Origin of the sequence: Emcibacter nanhaiensis (assembly GCF_006385175.1) — a bacterium.
GTDB classification, from domain to species: Bacteria; Pseudomonadota; Alphaproteobacteria; order Sphingomonadales; family Emcibacteraceae; genus Emcibacter; species Emcibacter nanhaiensis.
This window is the reverse complement of the sequence record NZ_VFIY01000009.1, coordinates 1-18,238: the sequence shown is the minus strand read 5'-3', so window position 1 is coordinate 18,238 and position 18,238 is coordinate 1. Positions and strand designations below refer to the sequence as shown.

The 18,238-nt window shown below is 46.5% G+C and carries 14 protein-coding genes and 1 pseudogene; 13 read left to right on the top strand and 2 right to left on the bottom strand.

Going from position 1 to position 18,238, the window contains the following annotated elements; genetic code table 11:
- Window positions 1-149: 149 nt before the first annotated feature.
- The 12 genes from FIV46_RS09470 to FIV46_RS09415 all read left to right on the top strand — a co-directional run bounded on the left by FIV46_RS09470 (window position 150) and on the right by FIV46_RS09415 (window position 13,776).
- Window positions 150-3,062, top strand: a complete 2,913-nt coding sequence (locus FIV46_RS09470) for an EAL domain-containing protein (protein ID WP_139940687.1) — start codon at window positions 150-152, stop codon at window positions 3,060-3,062.
- Between the two features lie 159 nt (window positions 3,063-3,221).
- Window positions 3,222-4,250 (top strand): response regulator, encoded by a 1,029-nt coding sequence (locus FIV46_RS09465; RefSeq protein WP_139940686.1) that lies wholly within the window; start codon window positions 3,222-3,224, stop codon window positions 4,248-4,250.
- Window positions 4,243-4,611 (top strand): response regulator, encoded by a 369-nt coding sequence (locus FIV46_RS09460; RefSeq protein WP_181163163.1) that lies wholly within the window; start codon window positions 4,243-4,245, stop codon window positions 4,609-4,611. The genes FIV46_RS09465 and FIV46_RS09460 overlap by 8 nt, the downstream gene beginning before the upstream one ends.
- Window positions 4,608-5,372 carry a sensor histidine kinase gene (locus FIV46_RS09455; protein WP_139940684.1) on the top strand — a complete coding sequence of 255 codons (765 nt, stop codon included), beginning with the start codon at window positions 4,608-4,610 and terminating at the stop codon, window positions 5,370-5,372. The genes FIV46_RS09460 and FIV46_RS09455 overlap by 4 nt, the downstream gene beginning before the upstream one ends.
- 43 nt (window positions 5,373-5,415) lie before the next feature.
- On the top strand, window positions 5,416-5,799 hold the full coding sequence (locus FIV46_RS09450; protein WP_139940683.1) for a response regulator: 384 nt from the start codon (window positions 5,416-5,418) through the stop codon (window positions 5,797-5,799).
- Between the two features lie 752 nt (window positions 5,800-6,551).
- Entirely contained in the window at window positions 6,552-7,061 is a 510-nt protein-coding gene (locus FIV46_RS09445; protein ID WP_139940682.1) for a Csu type fimbrial protein, read from the top strand.
- 99 nt (window positions 7,062-7,160) lie between these two features.
- Window positions 7,161-7,895: a fimbrial biogenesis chaperone gene (locus FIV46_RS09440; RefSeq protein ID WP_139940681.1), complete on the top strand. Its 735-nt coding sequence runs from the start codon at window positions 7,161-7,163 to the stop codon at window positions 7,893-7,895.
- Between the two features lie 70 nt (window positions 7,896-7,965).
- A complete protein-coding gene (locus FIV46_RS09435) occupies window positions 7,966-10,185 on the top strand; it encodes a fimbria/pilus outer membrane usher protein (RefSeq protein ID WP_181163162.1) in 2,220 nt (739 codons plus the stop codon).
- Window positions 10,157-10,663 (top strand): Csu type fimbrial protein, encoded by a 507-nt coding sequence (locus FIV46_RS09430; RefSeq protein ID WP_139940679.1) that lies wholly within the window; start codon window positions 10,157-10,159, stop codon window positions 10,661-10,663. The genes FIV46_RS09435 and FIV46_RS09430 overlap by 29 nt, the downstream gene beginning before the upstream one ends.
- Window positions 10,614-11,054, top strand: coding sequence for a hypothetical protein (locus FIV46_RS09425; protein ID WP_139940678.1), 441 nt, complete (start codon window positions 10,614-10,616; stop codon window positions 11,052-11,054). The genes FIV46_RS09430 and FIV46_RS09425 overlap by 50 nt, the downstream gene beginning before the upstream one ends.
- A gap of 144 nt (window positions 11,055-11,198) precedes the next feature.
- Window positions 11,199-11,705, top strand: coding sequence for a PAS domain-containing protein (locus tag FIV46_RS09420; protein ID WP_139940677.1), 507 nt, complete (start codon window positions 11,199-11,201; stop codon window positions 11,703-11,705).
- Between the two features lie 640 nt (window positions 11,706-12,345).
- On the top strand, window positions 12,346-13,776 hold the full coding sequence (locus FIV46_RS09415) for an SLC13 family permease (RefSeq protein WP_139940676.1): 1,431 nt from the start codon (window positions 12,346-12,348) through the stop codon (window positions 13,774-13,776).
- 629 nt (window positions 13,777-14,405) lie between these two features.
- On the opposite strand, the gene FIV46_RS18455 is transcribed toward FIV46_RS09415, so the two are convergent.
- Window positions 14,406-14,882: a GNAT family N-acetyltransferase gene (locus FIV46_RS18455; protein WP_139940675.1), complete on the bottom strand. Its 477-nt coding sequence runs from the start codon at window positions 14,880-14,882 to the stop codon at window positions 14,406-14,408.
- A gap of 601 nt (window positions 14,883-15,483) precedes the next feature.
- Here FIV46_RS18455 and FIV46_RS09405 point away from each other — a divergent pair.
- Complete coding sequence (locus FIV46_RS09405) at window positions 15,484-17,421, top strand: PAS domain-containing sensor histidine kinase (RefSeq protein ID WP_139940674.1); 1,938 nt, start codon at window positions 15,484-15,486, stop codon at window positions 17,419-17,421.
- Between the two features lie 549 nt (window positions 17,422-17,970).
- On the opposite strand, the pseudogene FIV46_RS18195 reads toward FIV46_RS09405, so the two are convergent.
- Window positions 17,971-18,238 (bottom strand): annotated as a pseudogene (locus FIV46_RS18195) (hypothetical protein); the annotation flags it as partial.

Below are 18,238 nucleotides of genomic sequence, written 5' to 3'. Positions count from 1 at the left end.
CTCGATATTTGCCCGAAAACACAAGGAAGTTGGCAAAAGCAAGGAAACTGGCTGAGAGAGATTTTAGTGGAAACACGAAAGTGAATAGCGAGTTGAAAGAGTGTTTCAGGGCAATATGTGGCTGACTGAATGAGAAAGGACAGTATGGTATGACGCATGAACCCACCAGTCAAAGTGTACAGGGACCCAGTCAAACGCAATTGCATCGAGAGGAGGGTAATGGACTTGACGCACAAGCCAAGTCTGGTTGTGATCCTCTGATCAAAGTTGCCATTGAAACGTCTACTGACGGTATTGCCATTCTTGATTATCGCCGCGAGTTGGAAGTTGTGGAGGCCAATCAGGCTTTCTTACAGATGCTACAACTGGACTATGAGGAGGTTCTGGGGCTCCATCCCTGGGATTGGGATGCGGAGGCAAGCAAGGACGAGATACTCGAGAGATCTCACGAGTTAAGTTATCGTGGGGGTGGACAAGGCTTCATGGAAACATCTTGGCGCCGAAAGGATGGCAGTTTGCTGCCTGTGCAGGTGAGTGTTGCCGCGTTTTCACTCCATGGCTTGGGATATGTTTATGTCATTTGCAAAGAGAAAAATGGGATTGACGGGATAGAGAGCAACTCCGAGATCGGCGAGGAGCTGCAAACTATCGGTTTTGAGAACTCTCGCGACGGAATGGTTGTAATCTCTCTGGAGAATCTGAAAGTCGTGAAAGCGAATACAGCTCTTGCAAGAATGCTGGGACGCGACCCTTCGAAACTTGTGGGTGCATGGCTATCTGATTGGGACACGCGGTACTTCCAGGAAATTTTTGCAAATAATCAGAAGCACGATGGTGAGGCAACATTTGCTCCGGTCTATCTGACACAGCTTAAGCGAGCTGATGGAGGGGTTGTGGAAGCAGAGGTCTCGGCTTTGTGCTTTACATTGAGCGGACAACTCTATCTAAATTTTGTCTATAGGGATATCGGCTGGCGCAAAAACCTTGAACGCCGACTGGATGAGACTAACCAGCGGTTCCGCACCTATTTTGATGCCACGCAACGTTTTATGAGTATCTATACCCCGGAAGGGAAACGTGTCTCAGCAGACTCTATTTCATCAACTCCTGCCGGGTCGGGTTCGGATGTTAAAGGAGATCCGATATTATGGGAAGAATCCTGCTGGATTGACGATGATGATCGCAAGCGCGTGAAGCGGAGGTTCCGGGAAGCCGTTGCGGGGGAGAGTATCTTCTTTGAAATTGATCAATGTGATGCCCAGGGTGAGATTCGAACCAAGGAAGTCTATTTCGAGCCAATTGAAGATGAAAACGGAACAGTCATTCTGGTCCTGGCCAGGAGCTATGACATTTCAGGTCTTAAACAAACACAATCGGCGCTGCGGGAGGCGAACGATCTTGCCAATATTACAATATCTTCGATGACGGAGGGTCTGATACGAACTGATATTGAGGGCGTGATCAGACTTTGTAATAAAGCAGCCGCAAATATTATCGGCACTGATGTTAAGAATATAATCGGTAAAAAAGCTGGCTCCATATTGTCGGTGTTCGATCGCGCTACAGGTCGACAGATGGCCAATCCTGTTGATGAGGCGCTGAAAGGTCGGCCAACAATAGACATTCATAGGTTTGTAAACATCAAGGGAGTTGGAGACAACTCCAGTATCGTAACCCTGTCATGTGTGAGGCTACCGGGCGGGGAAGCTGGACCTGCGGGGGCAATTCTCGTGCTGCGTGATGCTGCAGAACAGGTGGCCCTGATGGAACATTTGAGCTGGCTCGCAACCCATGATGAGCAAACGGCGTTGCTGAATCGTCGTGGTTTCTCTGAACAAATTGATGTTGCCCGGCGGACCATAACAGACAAGAACCCTGCATTTCTCCTGCTTATCGATCTGGATCAGTTCAAAGTAATTAATGATAGCTGCGGCCGCGATGCGGGGGATAAGATGCTTGAGAATATTGTTTGGGTGCTCATGACCTCTATCCGGGATGGCGATATCATTGGGCGTATCGGGAGTGATGAGTTTGCTGTCCTCTTGCATGATCTATCCCTTGATAAAGCAAGAGCTGTTGCGGAAAGACTGGTTGGGGCTATTGAGGAGTATCGTTTTCTTTACAATGCACGGGTTTATTCGGTGACTGCAAGTGCCGGCATGACTGTTCTGGACAGACCTGAAGTTCAGTCGGAAGAATTTATGTCGGAAGTTGTCGCTGCATGCGAGATAGCGCAACAGGAAGGGAGGGGGCACATACACGTCTTTCGGTTCGATGATTCCTCGATTGTTGAAGCGCGGCAGTCGGTTGATTGGCTTAATCAAATTCAAGAGGGTTTATCAGAACACAGTTTTGAACTTTTTCTCCAGAGAGTGGTCTCCCCTGAGTTAAGAACACTGGGCTATGAGGCGTTGATCCGCATGCCGAAAGAGGATGGTGGAGTGATTGCGCCTGGAGTGTTTATGCCTGCGGCCAGGCGTTTTGGCATGATCACCAAAATCAATGAAGAAGTTGTGACTAAGGCTATTGAGTTGGTCAGTGATGACAGTTTCCCATCAGATGGCCGTTATCTGGCGATCAATATTGGAGCAGCTTCTTTATGTGATCATCTATTCAGGGAATGGTTTCTGGAGCGGCTTTCCGAAAACCCGAAAGCAGCGAAACGGCTTATGGTGGAAATCACAGAGACGGATGAAGTACACTGGTCTCCTGAGGAAATAGAGTTTATAGAACAAATCCGCTCACTTGATGTCCCCGTCTATCTCGATGATTTTGGGACAGGATATAACTCTTTTGATCTTCTGAAAACGTTGACTGTTGACGGCATCAAGATTGAACGCTCCCTGGTTGCAGATATTCTCTCAAGTCCTGTGGATCAAGCCGTCGTTTCTGCAGCATGTTCTATTGCAGAAAGTCTCGACATTAATCTGGTTGTAGAAGGTGTGGAGACGGAAGAAGTCTTTGGTGAACTCAAGCGGCTGGGTGTCCCCCGGTTTCAAGGGTATTTGTTTCACAAGCCTGAAGCAGCAGAAATGGCTCTGCGGGAGGATCTGGAAATATGATCAGAAGAAAGCTCGAGGAGCTGCGGGATCAGGAAGAATTTGCGGGCACTGGAAATACCTTTGGGTTGGCAGCGACAGCAAGCTGTTACTTATCCAATTTAGGGACCTTTTTCTTGCCCTCCGTATCCCGAACTATCTTTTGAATGATGGTATGAGTGAATGAGATCGCAATATAGGGATAAGTCAAACGGCACCTGGGAAAACCCGGAAATTCTCATCGTTGACGATGATGAAGAGTTTCTGTCCGAACTGCATGAATATATCGAAAGTTTTGGGTACATTTGCCACACATCAACAACTGGTGTCGATGCTTTGAAGGTTATCAGTACCAATCTCAATATCGGTATTGTTATCACCGATGTGAGGCTCCCGATTATGGACGGGGTTGAGTTATTGGACCGGCTGCATAGTGGTGCACTTCGTGAGCGAGGTATCCAGGCCATATTGGTAACGGGACATCCCAATCTGGATGACTTGGTCCACGGGTTGGATAAAAATGTTGTGAATTATTTGGTCAAGCCGATTAATCCTGATGCGCTCAAGGAAAGCATATCGTTATCAGAATATAATTATAACGAACATCTTCAACACACCATGTTTGATCCGGATGACGACAATATGACGGACAGTTTTGTTAACAAACTCACGATCTACAACAATGTGGTCGGACAGATCAGGGGAAAGGAGAGGCCGGATGAGCAAGTTGTGGATTTTGAAAGTTTGAATTTTCCGGTCTTGGTATCTCCACTATCGTACCAGTTGAGGCCTGTGCAATCAGGTTCGGCAGTTCTGGATTACTCCGGTATTATACATTCCACGCCGGAACAATTATTTAGATCTTTCTCTATTCTTGTCCTAGCTAATCAAAATTTCTTGAGCAACAGTTTAAGCCAGGAAGCTCTACTTATTGTCAGAGAGATGCTTCAGTGTGAGAATTCAAGGAAATTGTCATTTATGACCTCCCTGTGTACTGCAACACAGTTACCTCAAGCTACGCTAGAGCGTAAAATTAACGAGTTGGAGGAGCTTAAAATCGTTGAAAAAAGGCATGATACCAGGAGTCGGCGTCGTTCATTTGTCGTTTTTACAGAGACAGGGAGGAGAAGGCTTAGAAAATTTCTTGCGAGTATGAGGTTATGCGGGGAGTTCAATCCGGATCCTTTTGAAGCGGGAAATGCTGGTGACTAGCCGAAGCGTGATATTGGTTGACGATGATGCTGATTTTATCAGCGAGATGACGGAGTATCTTGAGAGGCTTCGTATCAGGTCTTTAGTGTTTCATTCGGCTGAAGATGCCATTCATTCAATTATAAACGATCCTGATGCAATTGTTTGTATGGATCTTGATCTTCCCGGCTACGGTGGCGGGAGGCTATTGGATCTGGTTTTGGGAGTAAACCCGAAGCAGATTTTCTTTGTGATAAGCGGTTTGGATGAGATTGAGGCGGAGTTGTCTCAAAACAGGAACAGCCCGCTGGCGATATTTTGTAAACCCTTGGATATTGAAAAATTCGAAGTTTGTTTGAAGGCGTATCTTAACCGGAAATGAAAGAAAAAGATCTTCACAAGAACAGACTTGAGTTGTTGGGTGAAATGTCATCCAACATTATTCATGAGTTGAATCAGCCGCTAAATGTAATAAAGATGGCGGCGTCGAACTTGGCCAACTTTGATGGTAACGACAGAGATTATGTGGTTCAAAAAGCGCTGAAGATTTCCTCTCAAATCGATAGGATTTCACACTTCATCGGGCATATAAGTTTCTTGTATCGGCAGAATGCTTTTCGAAGGCAAAGATTTTTCCTGGGAAAGGCTCTTGGCAATATTGTCGAACTGATGCGGACATCCCTGGAACTGAAGAATATAAGTTTGGATGTAAATGTAGAGATGGCGTTACCCTATCTGGATGGAGATATTGTTTTTTTTGAACAGGCGCTACTGAACCTGGTGTTGAATGCGAAAGATGCAATTTTGCAGAAGAAACGCGACAATTCGGATCAGGAAAAAATTACGATTATTATAAAACCGGGCGCCAACGAGGCCTATTTGAAGATCTCAGTCATTGATACGGGAATTGGCGTAACAAAGGAAATTCAAGGTAAAGTGTTCGACTCATTTTTTACGACAAAGAAGGAGACAGGAGGCTCTGGAGTTGGCTTGTCACTTTCCCAGAATGTTGTGCAGTATATGGGGGGACGTATGTATCTTGAGAGTTCTGCGCCGGGGAAAACGATTTTCACTATTGTTCTTCCAATACCTGAACAAAGGGACGTGATTGATGACAGGTTTACTTCGGAATCTATTATATAAGGAACCAAATTCACATGAATTTGTTCGCAGGGAATAAGCCGACATGTGCTCAACTTTTTCCAGGACAATAGCCGTTGTAGATGATGATAAAGACTTTTTGGAGGAAATTCCGGAGCTTTTGGGGTTTTGGGGGTATAAAGCTTTCCTTTTCAGTGATCCTGTAGAGGCAATTAGATTTTTCGCGCACTCGACTTGCGATGCGTTGATCACGGATGTTGAGATGCCGTTAATGAACGGATATCAGGTTGCACACGAGTTTCTGGAACGTTGTCGAAGCGATAAAATTATTTTCATCAGCGGTAATTTTGATGCAAATTTTAGTGTGGAATTTGGGGGGGCAGACCATTATTTGCAACTTCAAAAGCCTATTGATTTAAACAAATTGCATGAAAAACTAGATGACTTGCTATCCACAGCCAGGGAATGAACTGATTTGAGGAACCGAGTGTAGGTGTGAGCGACTGAATATGTCGAATTTTACTTCGGTTCCGAGATCCTGACTGGTGAGAAGTTGCCGGGGCTGCGAATTGAGCAGGTATCCATACTATAATCTACTGTCCATGGTTTAAGTGGCGACTATCCTGATAAATATGCCCAAGTTACTTTCGATCAGCTCAATTCATGGTAAGTCGATCATAAGTCCCGAATCGATGCTTGAGTGTTTCCTGAATCCTACCGCTGGTGAACGGAAGTAGATACGCTCGGCACGTCTTTAGAAAATCTCTTTCCGGTGGATGGAGGGATACCCTGAACGTGTGGTTTCAGGGAAGAAAACTGAAATAATTAAGCAACTGTTAATTATTTTGGCTTTTCCCCTCCAAATAAACGCTAGCAGGCCTGTAAAGCGGAGAATGGCGTAGAATTTACTCACTCTTTCGTAGTATTCCAGGCTCGCTTTCCTATCGGGAAAGTGGCAGCCTTATACACATACTTGAGTGTATTTCTACGAAATGTGCTCTCTACCTGAATTGTAGATATTCTACCGTTCAAGGTGTTTGGGTTAGTGCCGTGTCGGTTTTCTGAGAGCGATGGCCCCGCCATCTGTCGAGTGTGCCATCTGGCTGGTGGCGGGGGCATCACATGCATAAATAGACTGCCGTTTTATGGAAATAGTTAACTCTTGAGGGTTGAGGCGGCGTGTGGAAGTGTCAACACAAAAGGCAAAGGGACTATAAAGTAATGATATTAAAGTGTTTACGACAATTTAGTCTGATTTTTCTTGCAGTTTTGTTTAGCAGCTTGGGGGGGCGTCTCTATGCTGCGACCAGTACAACAACGTTTAATGTTACAGCGACAGTATTGGCGGAATGTATTGTCAGTGCTTCAGATCTGGCTTTCCCGGATTATTCTGTAACCACTGGTCTTGCAGTGGAGGCGACAACAAGCATTACGGTAAAATGCTCGAGTTCAACAGCATACGAAGTTTTTCTGAATGCCGGAACTGGTAGCGGTGCGACAACGGCTATTCGTAAGATGACGGGTGGTGGCGGCAGCGACACCTTGAGTTATTCGCTGTATCAGGATGCAGCTCACAATATGGTTTGGGGTGAAACTTCTGGTACCGACGTCGTATCTGGTACGGGAGATGGGTTGGATCAGGCTATTACAGTCTATGGTCAGATCGCTGCTAACCAACCCGCCGTGGTGGGAAGTTACAGTGATACAATCACTGTAACGGTGAGTTTCTGAGAATTCTTGTCATGCGTAGGAAAGTTTGGCTCCTGTGACGGATGGTCGGTTTGGAATATGGGCTTCAATAGCTAGATGAGGGGGTGAATTGTGTGGAGAGTGTCCTTAGTATTTTTTCTGTTTGCCATTTTCATTTTGATGGGCGTTTCCTCTCTTTCAGCATCTGCAGGTACCGGGATCGTGATACGACCGATACACCTCACATTGGACGCTGATGGCTCTCGAGGCGGCAAAGTCAATGTGATTAACCAGAAGGACAAGGAGGTCACTCTGCAGGCAAGCATTTTTGGCTGGCAGCAGAAGAAGAAAGGGCATGACGTTCTGGTCAAGTCTAACGATATTATTCTGACCCCACCTATTATGCGTATTGGCCCTAATGAACAGCAAACTATTCGGTATGCATTAAAATCAGGAATATCTGCCGATCCGGAGCGCGAGAAGGCATATCGTTTGGTAATAGATGAGTTGCCTCGATCACCGTCTTCCGGAGGGGGGCTTTCGTTGCGTATGCGATATGTATTGCCATTATTTGTGGGGGGCAGAGAGGCAGAGGCGGGGCCCCTGGAGCTGTTTTACGAAAAACAGAGCGACAAATGCGTTCTTAATGTAAAGAATTCGGGTTCTCGCCATGCGAAGCTTCTGTCAGTGGAGGCGAAATCAAATAAGAACACATTTAAGTTCAGAGCGCCACTTTACATACTGGGTGTTACGACGCTTGCTCTTTCCTGCCCGACCGAGATGAAGGAGGCATCATCTGTGGAGGTGCTTAATGTAGAAAGCGATGTGGGGAATTTTAGTATTGTTATTAACGGGCGCGATGCTCGCCGTCCCTGAACAACTCGCGGCTTCATCGGTTATTTCTTCGGTGAACAACGCTGTAATAGGGAAGGAGGCCTGGACTCCCATGGTTGTAATTCTCACCATAAATGACCAAGGGGGAAAAGAGCCGATAGTTGTGTTCCGGCAGAAAGGTGTCTGGGCACTTCCAAAGGGAAAATTGGACGCGTTCAGGATCGAGGACAGTGGGAGTTATCTCTTGTTGGATGGGGATCTGTATAGGCCATTTGAGCAGGATGAGAGTGCTTCTTTTCATTATGATTCCGCACATGCTCATTTGCACGTTCAGTTATCTCCTTGCCACTATTGCCTGACCAAAGTGAGTGCCGGCGGAAGAAAAAAAGGCTCTCCTGCCGCTGTCACGTCTGATGCAGTGACGGCATTTTTTCTTGATTATGACCTTGAGGCCTATGTAGCTGATGGTAAAATATACGGTCTGGGGGCAGGCAACATTGGTATTTCCGGGAACTGGGGGGTTGTGCACAGCCGTTGGGGGGTATCGGGTGAAAAGGGCGATTTATATCATCTGGAAAGTTCAGCAATTTTCGATGATATAGAAGGGCATAGAACCTTAGTCATTGGAGATGGTATTACCAGAGGGATGTCGGTAGTCGCACCGGTTACTTATCGAGGTATCAGCTGGTTCAGTAATTTTGATATAGATCCCGATTTTGTCTCCTATTCTCTACCTATGGTGAGCGGATTGTTGATGACTTCGGAAAACGTTGACCTCAGAGTGAATGGAAGTTCCCGTTTTCAAGCCCAAATCCCTCGTGGTCGTTTCGGTATTGGAGATATCCCGGCACCGGACGGTTTTTCGGAGATCGAACTCATGACCAGGAACCACGAGGGAGGAACAACCATTGGCAGGTATCCCGTTTATATTGCAACAGAACTCCTGGGGGAGGATATTGCGGCTTATGGAGTAACGTTAGGATGGGAGCGTGACTCCTGGGCGGAAGAGGACTTCCAATATTCCCAACCATTTGCACAAGGCATTCTCCGTTACGGCTTATCCGGTAACTTTACGTTATCCGGGGCTCTCGAGGCAAATGAAAGTGTAATTGATGGGGTTTTAGGTGGCGAGGTTATGCTCGGTCATTTGGGAGTACTTTCTTTCGGAACTGGTCTCAGCTGGAAGCTGGAGCCGGATGAGGTTGGACCTCCCGTAGGATATATGTTTCGGGTCTCGTTCAGTAGAAAGTCTCCAACTTTTAATTTCGGCGGTGATGTCAGTTATGTCAGCCAGAGCTATCGGCAGGTTGGTGGGAGCGACGAACAACATGTAGAGACCCGATATAATTTTTGGGGAAGTCGGCGTTTGTTTGGGGGAATGATGAATGTTTCCGCTCATTGGATGAATAGTCGCACAGACGATGATGTTGGTTTCGTTTCGCTCAATTATTCAAGAACCCTCGGGGAAATGGGTTATTTGTCAGTTGGTGGAATGTGGATTGAAGGAGAAACAAACGAACTGGGTATTCGCTTGTCCTGGACTGTACCGCTCGGAGGTGGCAAGCGTGTTTCGAGCGAACTACAACGTCACACCGATGGAACGCGTCAAGCAAGGCTAGGCTTTGGAAAGTCGATCGGAGGCGAAACAGGCGTTGGATATAACATTGATCTGGGAGTGGGAGAGGAAATGGACGGACGCGCCATGCTTGAATACAGGGGAGCAGCCATTGACGCGCGTATGAATCTATTTCGTCGTTTTGGTAAGATGGGCTGGCATGGGCATTTGGGGGGAGGGCTTCTTGTCGCTGAGGGAAAGCTTATTGCCACCCGGGAAGCAGATCGGGGAACAGTGTTAGTGCAGGTTCCACAATTGCCACAAGTTCCCGTTTATATAAACAATCGAAAAGTTGGAGAAACAGGGGAGGAAGGGTGGCTGGCTTTTCCGCAGTCTGCCCACGTTCCAGGCAAGGTGTCGATCGATGACACAGTTCTTCCATTGAGCGTAAGCATGAATCGAACTTCAGCGGATGTTCTTGTTGGGCGGAGCAGAGTGTCTGTTGTCAGTTTCACACCGCTTAAAATTTACCGGAAAGAGGGAGTTGTTCAGTTTCTCAGTGGAGAATTTCCACCACCTGGGACCCTAGTTAAGACTATGGATCATTCCGACGCTCTACCTGTTGGTTATGAGGGGCGTGTCTATTTGACGTCTCAAACCTCTTTAGAACGTTATTTTCTGACTGTTGGATCAGAAACATGTGAGTTTGAGGTGGATTTCAATACTAATCAGTCAGAGGTTGAGCAAAATGTACTTCCAGTTTTTATCTGTCATTAGAAAGTGGTTGGTCTCACTTTTTCTGGTTTGGGGAACTATTGACCCAGCGTTCGCCAACTACAGCTGTAGTGTTTCGACAACGGATGTCGTGTTCGGAAATTATAGTGTTCTTAACCCCGCTGACGTGAGCAGCACGGGAAGCCTCAGTGTGACGTGTGAGTTGATAAGCGGTGCGACTGCCAATGTATCCTATTCTTTGGCGATTGATACGGGTGTAAGTGGATCATTCAGTCCGCGTACGATGATGAAGGGGAGCGTACCGCTCAACTATAACCTTTATCAAAAACAGAACTATTCGATTATCTGGGGAGATGGTACAGGTGGCACCCAGGCGATGCCTCCAAAGAAATGCAAGAAATTGAAAAACAAAACACCAGTTTGTCAGGATGATTTCGTGATCTATGGCTTGGTTCCAATGGGACAAACTGTTGAATCTGGAAGTTATGGAGACACAATCATTGCAACAATTACATTCTAGACAAAATAGGTTTGGCGGAGAGGAGAAAAAGGTGTGTGGAAAGCAGATTATTCGATTAATCCTTATTGCAGTTTTTTTAGTTTGGGGCAGTATCCTTGCCGGATGTAGTAGTACCGATCACTCCACATCATACGATACTCTCAAAGGCAAAACTTTTGCCGGCAAGCAGGAAGAATGCATTGTAAGGCGCATCCACTTCGTTACGGAAGAACGTATGATTCTCACTTTTTTTGGAATGGAAAAACCGTCCCTTGAGGGAGCCTATTTCTCTGATGAGGAGAACAGAGGTTTCTTTGTTATCTCCGGGGAGCCTGTAAGTTTTTATCGTGTCGAAGACACTTTAAAATTGAATACCTACCCTTGCTCATCGGTGCATTTGGTAAAAAAGTAAGCGGGAGAATGTGAACAGAGACGACGACCGTCAAATGGGGGGAGTATGGGGTGTTTTTTCGCAATCAGGGTTTTGTATTTTCAGTATGACTGAATTTAAAGTTTAAAAGAAAATGTAATTGCCAGTGGAAAGGAGGGGCGTTGTATGTTTAAGTCCCCTGTTAATCTCTCGGATATAGAGTCCAATGTTCTCAAGGAGTTGTTCCTTTACTGGTGTAAAATCAGGGGAGCAAGATCGATACCGCGGAGAAAGGATTTTCGCCCAATTGATGTGCCGCATTTATTGCCTTATATCGCTATGGTCAACGTCGAGCAGGATACGAAGAAATATCAAATTCGGTTGGTGGGGACTGAAACAGCCGAGGTGACTGGTAAAAGCATAATTGGCCAATATCTTGATGATATTCCTGGTATGTCTAAATCGGTGGACCGCTTCGATTGGGTTGTGAAGGAGAAACTCCCATATCTTTACCACGGCAGATTGAGTTGGTCCGAGAAAGACTTTCTAGAGTATGACGCTTTGGGGCTTCCATTTTCCAACGACAATTTCGCCGTCAATATCATTATGGCGGGTTTGGTTTATAGCTTTCCCAGCGAGACGGTGTGTGAAGAGACAGAGGCATCTTGCCTATGGGAGAGGTTTGGACGTTAGTAGATTTTCGGGACAGATCTAAATGAATACAAATCCTGGCATTGGCGTGCCAAGAAGAGGTGCAGCTTGTAAAGCTGCAGGGCCTCCGCCGGTTCACCGTCCCCCCCACGATAAGAGTGAACCGTGCGGAGGTCCAACCAAATCACTGCCCTCTTGTTTTGCCCATGGTTCATTTTACTCCGGGTTGACTTGGTTGGCAGTCCCAATTGTGACGGACCGGAATGTTCGTCTTGTCAAATGTGAAAAGATAAACATTTGAAGCAGGTTTTTATGTTCCCACAGACCGGTCCGTTCTTCCACTCGTTCGACTAGAGAAATCACGGATACATTCCCGGTTTCTTCTGAAGAGTTTCCGAGCCAGTGTGATGTAGGTTTTGTGCAATTCATGGTGTCTGTCTTCAAAGACGGTTGGACACTCGCTGAATATAATTTGAGTCGTGCATATGTTTTACCAAACTAAAAATAATAACTACTGCGAACCGATTGAGGCTTACTTGGCTGATTATATTGGAGACAGCAACATCACAGCGGCAAACAAATTTTTCAACTATTATTTTAAGAAAAACAAGGCCCTGTTGATTGCGTTTCCAGGCTTGGCCCGCAAGGCGAATATCCCCCGGTCGGATGTAAAGGATGAAATATGTCTTCTATTAAGCTAACGGGGCTGTTTTTGGGGCTTTTGCTGTTCTCGACCGTGTTGCTTTTACCTCCTCCGGACGGGTTAAGCGCTGACGGCTGGAAAACAATCGGTGTTGCGATGCTCATGGCGACATTCTGGGTATTCGAGCCGATTCCGATTCCTGCCACCTCCTTGTTGCCGCTGATTATCTTCCCCTTGCTGGATGTTGCTGATCTCAAGACTGTTGCGGTGCCCTACTCCCATCCGGTAATAATGTTGTTGCTGGGCGGGTTTATCATTGCTACCAGCCTGGAAAAATGGAACCTGCACAGACGCGTCGCCATGTGGATTCTGTTGAGGGTGGGTCATAATTTGTCACATGTGGTCGCGGGTTTTATGTTTGTTACCGCTCTTTTATCCATGTGGATCAGTAATACGGCAAGCACCCTAATGATCATGCCCATCGCTCTAACAGTTGGTCGGGCGGTTCTTGGTGGCGAGGCGGGACGACATCCGTTCTTAGTCTGTCTTGTCATCGGTGTGGCCTATGGCGCGAACATCGGGGGAATCGCCACGCTGATAGGGACACCGTCTAACGTGATTGCTGCCGGATATCTGAGCGAAGCTTACGGTCAGACGGTGACATTTCTTCAGTGGGCCATGTTCGGCGTACCTGTAGCTCTGCTATTGCTGCCGGCCGGATGGTTGGTGCTGACTAAGATCACCTTTCGTTTCGACGTGAAGGAAACGTCGGTAGTGTCCTCAATCATTTACGACGAAATGACTGCTCTGGGAAAAGTAACGACGTCGGAAAAACGACTTGTTGTTATTTTCCTTATGATTGCCGGTTGCTGGATCCTCAGACCTCTTCTATCGGAAATTCTCGGGCTTCCCAACCTGAACGATACAGTCATTGCACTCTCTGGTGTGCTGGTTCTTTTTCTAGTGCCGTCAGGAAATACATCCGGAGGTAATGCCGGCGCCATTCTGGACTGGGAAACTGCCAGGAAAATACCCTGGGGAATGCTGATTCTGTTTGGTGGTGGATTGTCGCTTGCTGCGATAGTAGCGGATACCGGTGTCTCTGACTGGCTGAGCAGCCAGTTGCGGGGAACCGGCCAGATATCTTTGGTTTTGTTGATGGCGCTTGTTGTTGGTTCGATCGTGTTTCTGACTGAATTCACGAGCAATGTCGGAACCATAACGGCAGCCTTACCGGTGCTTGGCCCGGTTGCAGAAGCTAGCGGGGCGGATCCGTTGTTTTTCGCTGTTGCTGGGGCTGTGGCCTCAAGCTGCGCTTTCATGATGCCTGTGGCAACGGCGCCAAATGCAATTGCTTTTTCAACTCAGATGTTTTCCATACCCGAAATGATGCGGGCAGGACTCATTCTCAATATCATTGCGACAATTGTCATCACAGCCGTCATATATGTCGCTGCTGTCTGCTGGTGACTGTGACAAACAACAAGGAGGCCTCTGATAAAGGTTATATTCAGACCTGTTAAATGGACTGACGCGGAAATTTTAAAGGAATGGCTTTCAGCAGAGGAAGAATTCAGGTTTTGGGCGGGGCAATATCTTGGTTACCTGTTTTCCCGGTGAATATTTGCGTTGCTGGTTGAACCTGTGACGATAGACCCGCTGGTCGATCCGCCGCAAGGTTAACATGAAAGAGAAGGGCCGGACTGTGCTGGAAGGGTTGCACGGTGAACAAAGCATCGTCGCGCTGTGCCGGATTGATCGCTTCGCCAAGTGTGAAGGAACGAACATTTGATGCACCTCCTTATGTTTTCGCAGACAGGTCTCTTCTTCTGTGCGTTTGATTAATTGTCTCACTAGCATAGTCTTGGCTTCTTCTGAATAATTTCCAAGCCCGGAATGGCGTAGATTTAGTGTTATGTCGGGTATTTCTATTGTTGAATCTGTTGAAAGGGATAGCCCAAGATCCTTATAGGAGAGGTTCTATTTCAGAGTACATCGAAAAAGTCAGAAAGTCGAAATTTTAGAAATAGACATTTCAGACGGAATCTGAGCTCCAATCCCATTATATTCGGAGATGGCGGTTGTAATCTTCGGGTCGATCATAGGTTGCGATAAAGGATTGGAACGCTTCCTCGAGGGGATGCCACTTGTTGTCCTGTTAGAATCCACCCTCTCCGTGTGACCAGGGAGATGGCCGTGTCTGTAGAAACATAGATACGTTTCAGACCGAGCTGACGGGCCTGGTCTTCTATGGCGCGGATCAGAGAGTTACCTATACCTTGCCGCCGGAAAGGGCGGCCGACGAGAAGTGCGGATAGCCACGGCCCGTATCCTAACTCGCTTCCGAGCGACTGGAGTTTCAATGCTGCTGTTCCCAAGACAGTATTGTTGTCATCAAGCGCAACTACGGCTAGAGGTAGGTTATCGTGCTGCAGACAGGCTTCCAAATCTCTTGTGGAGTTTCCCTTGCCCTCTGGTCCGTACCAAGACGTCCACTCGTCGACAAACCAGCGGCTCAGTGTAGGAATAGTGAAAGGTGCCTCTTTCAACAGGCATATCTTTTGTATGTTAGTCATGATCCACTATTGTTCATCTTCTGGAAAATGGACTTCTGTCAACTAAAATATTGTAATATTTCACCTTTTTTAAGCTTCAATGGCCTTCTGGTACAAGTCCTAAAAAAGGCCTGGAGGAGATGGTTTTGATAATGAGGACTACATCCCTCGTTGGATCAAGAAATCAATATGTGGGGACGTTCGACGGGTCGCATAGAAAAACAGTTAAATAATTCTAGCAAAATGTAAGAATCCGTAGAAATTAGCCGATAACTCGTAGCTTAGAATAGTGGCAGTCGGGTTTTGTCTTGATTTAGAATTATCTGAAATCTTAGGTGGTGGAGGGGTGGGTTGTTAGAACCTAGGCTTAATGAACGGTCATAGGAAGAGCAATCTTAAGAGGGTGTACGGTCTTCCTTTATCTTATTTTATCGCTCCTGGCTTTGATTTAAACGCCAACCGACGCTGGCTCGCTCGCGCATCAAGGAGATCAGCTGCGAAAGACTGTTCCTCAAAACATCTCTGAAATTAAGCCGAAGGTACCCGGAAAGACTGCACTGAAGAAAAAGAAAAGTAAAGCCCAGGCAAAATACATTCACTTTGCAGGCGTCGGGAGTTTGATGTGGGGCAGAAATCTAGCATAGAGGGCGCAATGGATTTTTTTTCAGTTCTGACGGAATTTTTAGGGTTTTACGTAATCGAATACAAGTTTCTTGTTGTTACTGATCTTGAAGGCCGACTTCTTGTCTCCAATCCGCGTTATCAAGAGACTTTCCCTGAAAAACATTCCGATACTCTCACTGAGCCGGAGAAAGATGTCTTTGCGGACCTGACATCCGGAGAAATCAGGAGCGTGAAGAAACAGCTTTATGGCGACAAACCCGAGGAGAGGGTATTGGAGCAGGAAGATCAGAACGAAAATGTGATCTCGGTGAAGTGGTCTAGCTTTGTTTTCTTTCTGCGCGGTAAGAAGTATCTTCTGAAAGTCGGAGCAAACGTTTCAGCAGATGGAAGTCTCCGCAAGCGATTATTGAATATGGAGGAAGATGCAGGTCCAGGATTTTGGCGGGTCGACAAACAAACGAGGTATGTTCACTGGTCTCCCGAGGTTTCTAAGATTCTTGGGGTTTTCGTGCGAGACTCTATGCCGACGATGGAAACCATAGGTGAACTTTTCGATGAGGATGACCGACGAGAACTGAAAAACAGCCTTGAAGAGGCGTTCGAGAAAGGTAAGCCTTTCAATCATACTTTTGTAACTACCAATATGGAAGGGGAGCGCAAGTTTATAGAGGTGAAAGGAGTTCCTGAAATTGATGCCAAAGGGCGGTTAAAGGCCGTGTCAGGCATTGTTCGGGACAAGACCCGTGAGGCCGAGACAGAAGCCAAATATGCGGACAGTAGCGAGAAATTGACATTGGTGGAAAATTATACGAGGAATCTGGAAAAGACGCTTCACCATCATGCTCTGGTTTCGATCACGGATACATCAGGTACCATTATTTTTGTGAACCAGAAGTTTTGTGACACTTCCGGGTATTCCTCCTCGGAATTAATGGGACAAAATCACCGTATCCTCAAATCCGGGAAACACAGCCCGGAATTTTATGAGGAGATCTGGAGGTGCATTTCCTCTGGAGAAGTATGGCAGGGGGAAATCTGCAATCTGAACAAGGCGGGAAAAGAGTATTGGGTCTATTCAACAATCGTTCCTTTTCTAGGCGAGAGTTCCGGTTTGCCAACTCACTATGTCTCGGTCAGAACCGATATAACAGAACAAAAGAAATGTAAGCAACGTCAGGATGTACTAATGCAACAGGCGTTGGAACTCAGCCGGGTAAAAAATGACTTTCTCGCTAATATGAGCCATGAGTTGCGCACGCCCTTGAATGTGGTCATCGGATATTCTGAAATGATCATGGAGGAATATTTTGGCAGCCTGGGCCATGAAAAATACAGGGAATATATCCAGAACATTCATAGCAGTGGAGAGAGGTTACTAGTCCTGCTTGACAATATACTGGAAATATCCAGGCTCGAGACCGGAAAATTTGATATTGCCCCGGCCCTGTTCAACATCGGAAAAGTCCTTCAGGAAAAATATGACGAATTTGCCCCTGTGGCTGCTGCCGGAGGTATAAGCCTCGCTTTTGAGAACCCTCAGCAGATTGATGAGGTTTGCATGGATGAGGGGGCCGTTCGGCAAATCTTATCCAATCTCTTGTCCAATGCCATTAAATTCTCCCTACATGGCGGTCAAGTATCCCTACGTCTGGCAAGTGATTCTTCCGGGTATCTGGTGTTCTATATCCGAGATGAGGGAATCGGTATGAGCCGGGAGGATATTGAACTTGCTATGCTTCCCTTTGGGCAGGTGGAACGTGCCCAGTCGCGCAGCCATGAAGGGGCTGGCTTGGGCTTGCCGCTGTGTAAACATCTGGTCGAAATGCATGGCGGAAGGCTGGCTATTGAAAGTGAGGTTGGGAAGGGAACCGAAGTCACAATCCTGGTGCCCTCCAATGATGTTTCCGCTGCTTACGCTCAGCATAAAAATATATGAACCTCCGTGAACTGAAGTAGGTCAGTAGTATAAAATCAAGCGAAAAAACTGAAGAGAATAAGAGTCTTGGTTCAGCTGCTAGTTCGTCCTTGATTTATACGGTAGTTGTTAAAATACAGCTGCCAACTTCAATTGACTGCATCAGTGATTGCGTGCCCCTGCAACCAATCATATGAAAAATATCTTTATATTCCAGTGGGTTACATTTCTCATATTTGGGTAGAAATATAAATACCCAATAAAATCAATGCGTTAAGTTTATAGGTTCAAATCACCCGCAACCAACAAAATAATAACACCTTGCCTCATTGCTACTATACAAGGTGTTTGGGACGCTTGGAGTAATTCAGTCTGAGTGGTGAGCAAAGATATTATATGTTCAAATATGAATATTTACAGTCAGTTGAGCCAAGTTCTGTGCTATAAATAATTGTGGCTCTACAGCTGCCGGGCTCCCGCCAGTTCGACCCCCCAAGCGAGCAAAGGCGGGGGCCTGTTTTTAGATTAGGCGTGTTCTTGGTTTAAGGCGTGCCCAGTTTAAATGCCGGCTTAATGATAATGATGAACGGCGTTCTGCATTTCATGGGCATAGTCAGTTACCATGAATATCTCGTCTACTTCAGCCCTTAAACAATCCAGAGCAGTCTGAACAATTTCGGGGTCCATCTGATGAGGTATCAGGTCCATCAGAATCTTTTCAACCTCGTCGGCGGTTGAAGCGGTGCGATATGTTCGTTTAGAAACAAGCGCTGACACAACATCGGCAACGCCTATGATCTGACCACCAAGCGATATCTCCGATCCTCTGAGACAATTG

Excerpts from the sequence above, each read along its gene's own strand:
- FIV46_RS09470 (WP_139940687.1), top strand. The coding sequence starts at position 150 with ATGACGCATGAACCCACCAGTCAAAGTGTACAGGGACCCAGTCAAACG.
- FIV46_RS09465 (WP_139940686.1), top strand. The coding sequence starts at position 3,222 with ATGAGATCGCAATATAGGGATAAGTCAAACGGCACCTGGGAAAACCCG.
- FIV46_RS09455 (WP_139940684.1), top strand. The coding sequence starts at position 4,608 with ATGAAAGAAAAAGATCTTCACAAGAACAGACTTGAGTTGTTGGGTGAA.
- FIV46_RS09450 (WP_139940683.1), top strand. The coding sequence starts at position 5,416 with ATGTGCTCAACTTTTTCCAGGACAATAGCCGTTGTAGATGATGATAAA.
- FIV46_RS09445 (WP_139940682.1), top strand. The coding sequence starts at position 6,552 with ATGATATTAAAGTGTTTACGACAATTTAGTCTGATTTTTCTTGCAGTT.
- FIV46_RS09435 (WP_181163162.1), top strand. The coding sequence starts at position 7,966 with ATGGTTGTAATTCTCACCATAAATGACCAAGGGGGAAAAGAGCCGATA.
- FIV46_RS09430 (WP_139940679.1), top strand. The coding sequence starts at position 10,157 with ATGTACTTCCAGTTTTTATCTGTCATTAGAAAGTGGTTGGTCTCACTT.
- FIV46_RS09420 (WP_139940677.1), top strand. The coding sequence starts at position 11,199 with ATGTTTAAGTCCCCTGTTAATCTCTCGGATATAGAGTCCAATGTTCTC.
- FIV46_RS09415 (WP_139940676.1), top strand. The coding sequence starts at position 12,346 with ATGTCTTCTATTAAGCTAACGGGGCTGTTTTTGGGGCTTTTGCTGTTC.
- FIV46_RS18455 (WP_139940675.1), bottom strand. The coding sequence starts at position 14,882 with ATGACTAACATACAAAAGATATGCCTGTTGAAAGAGGCACCTTTCACT.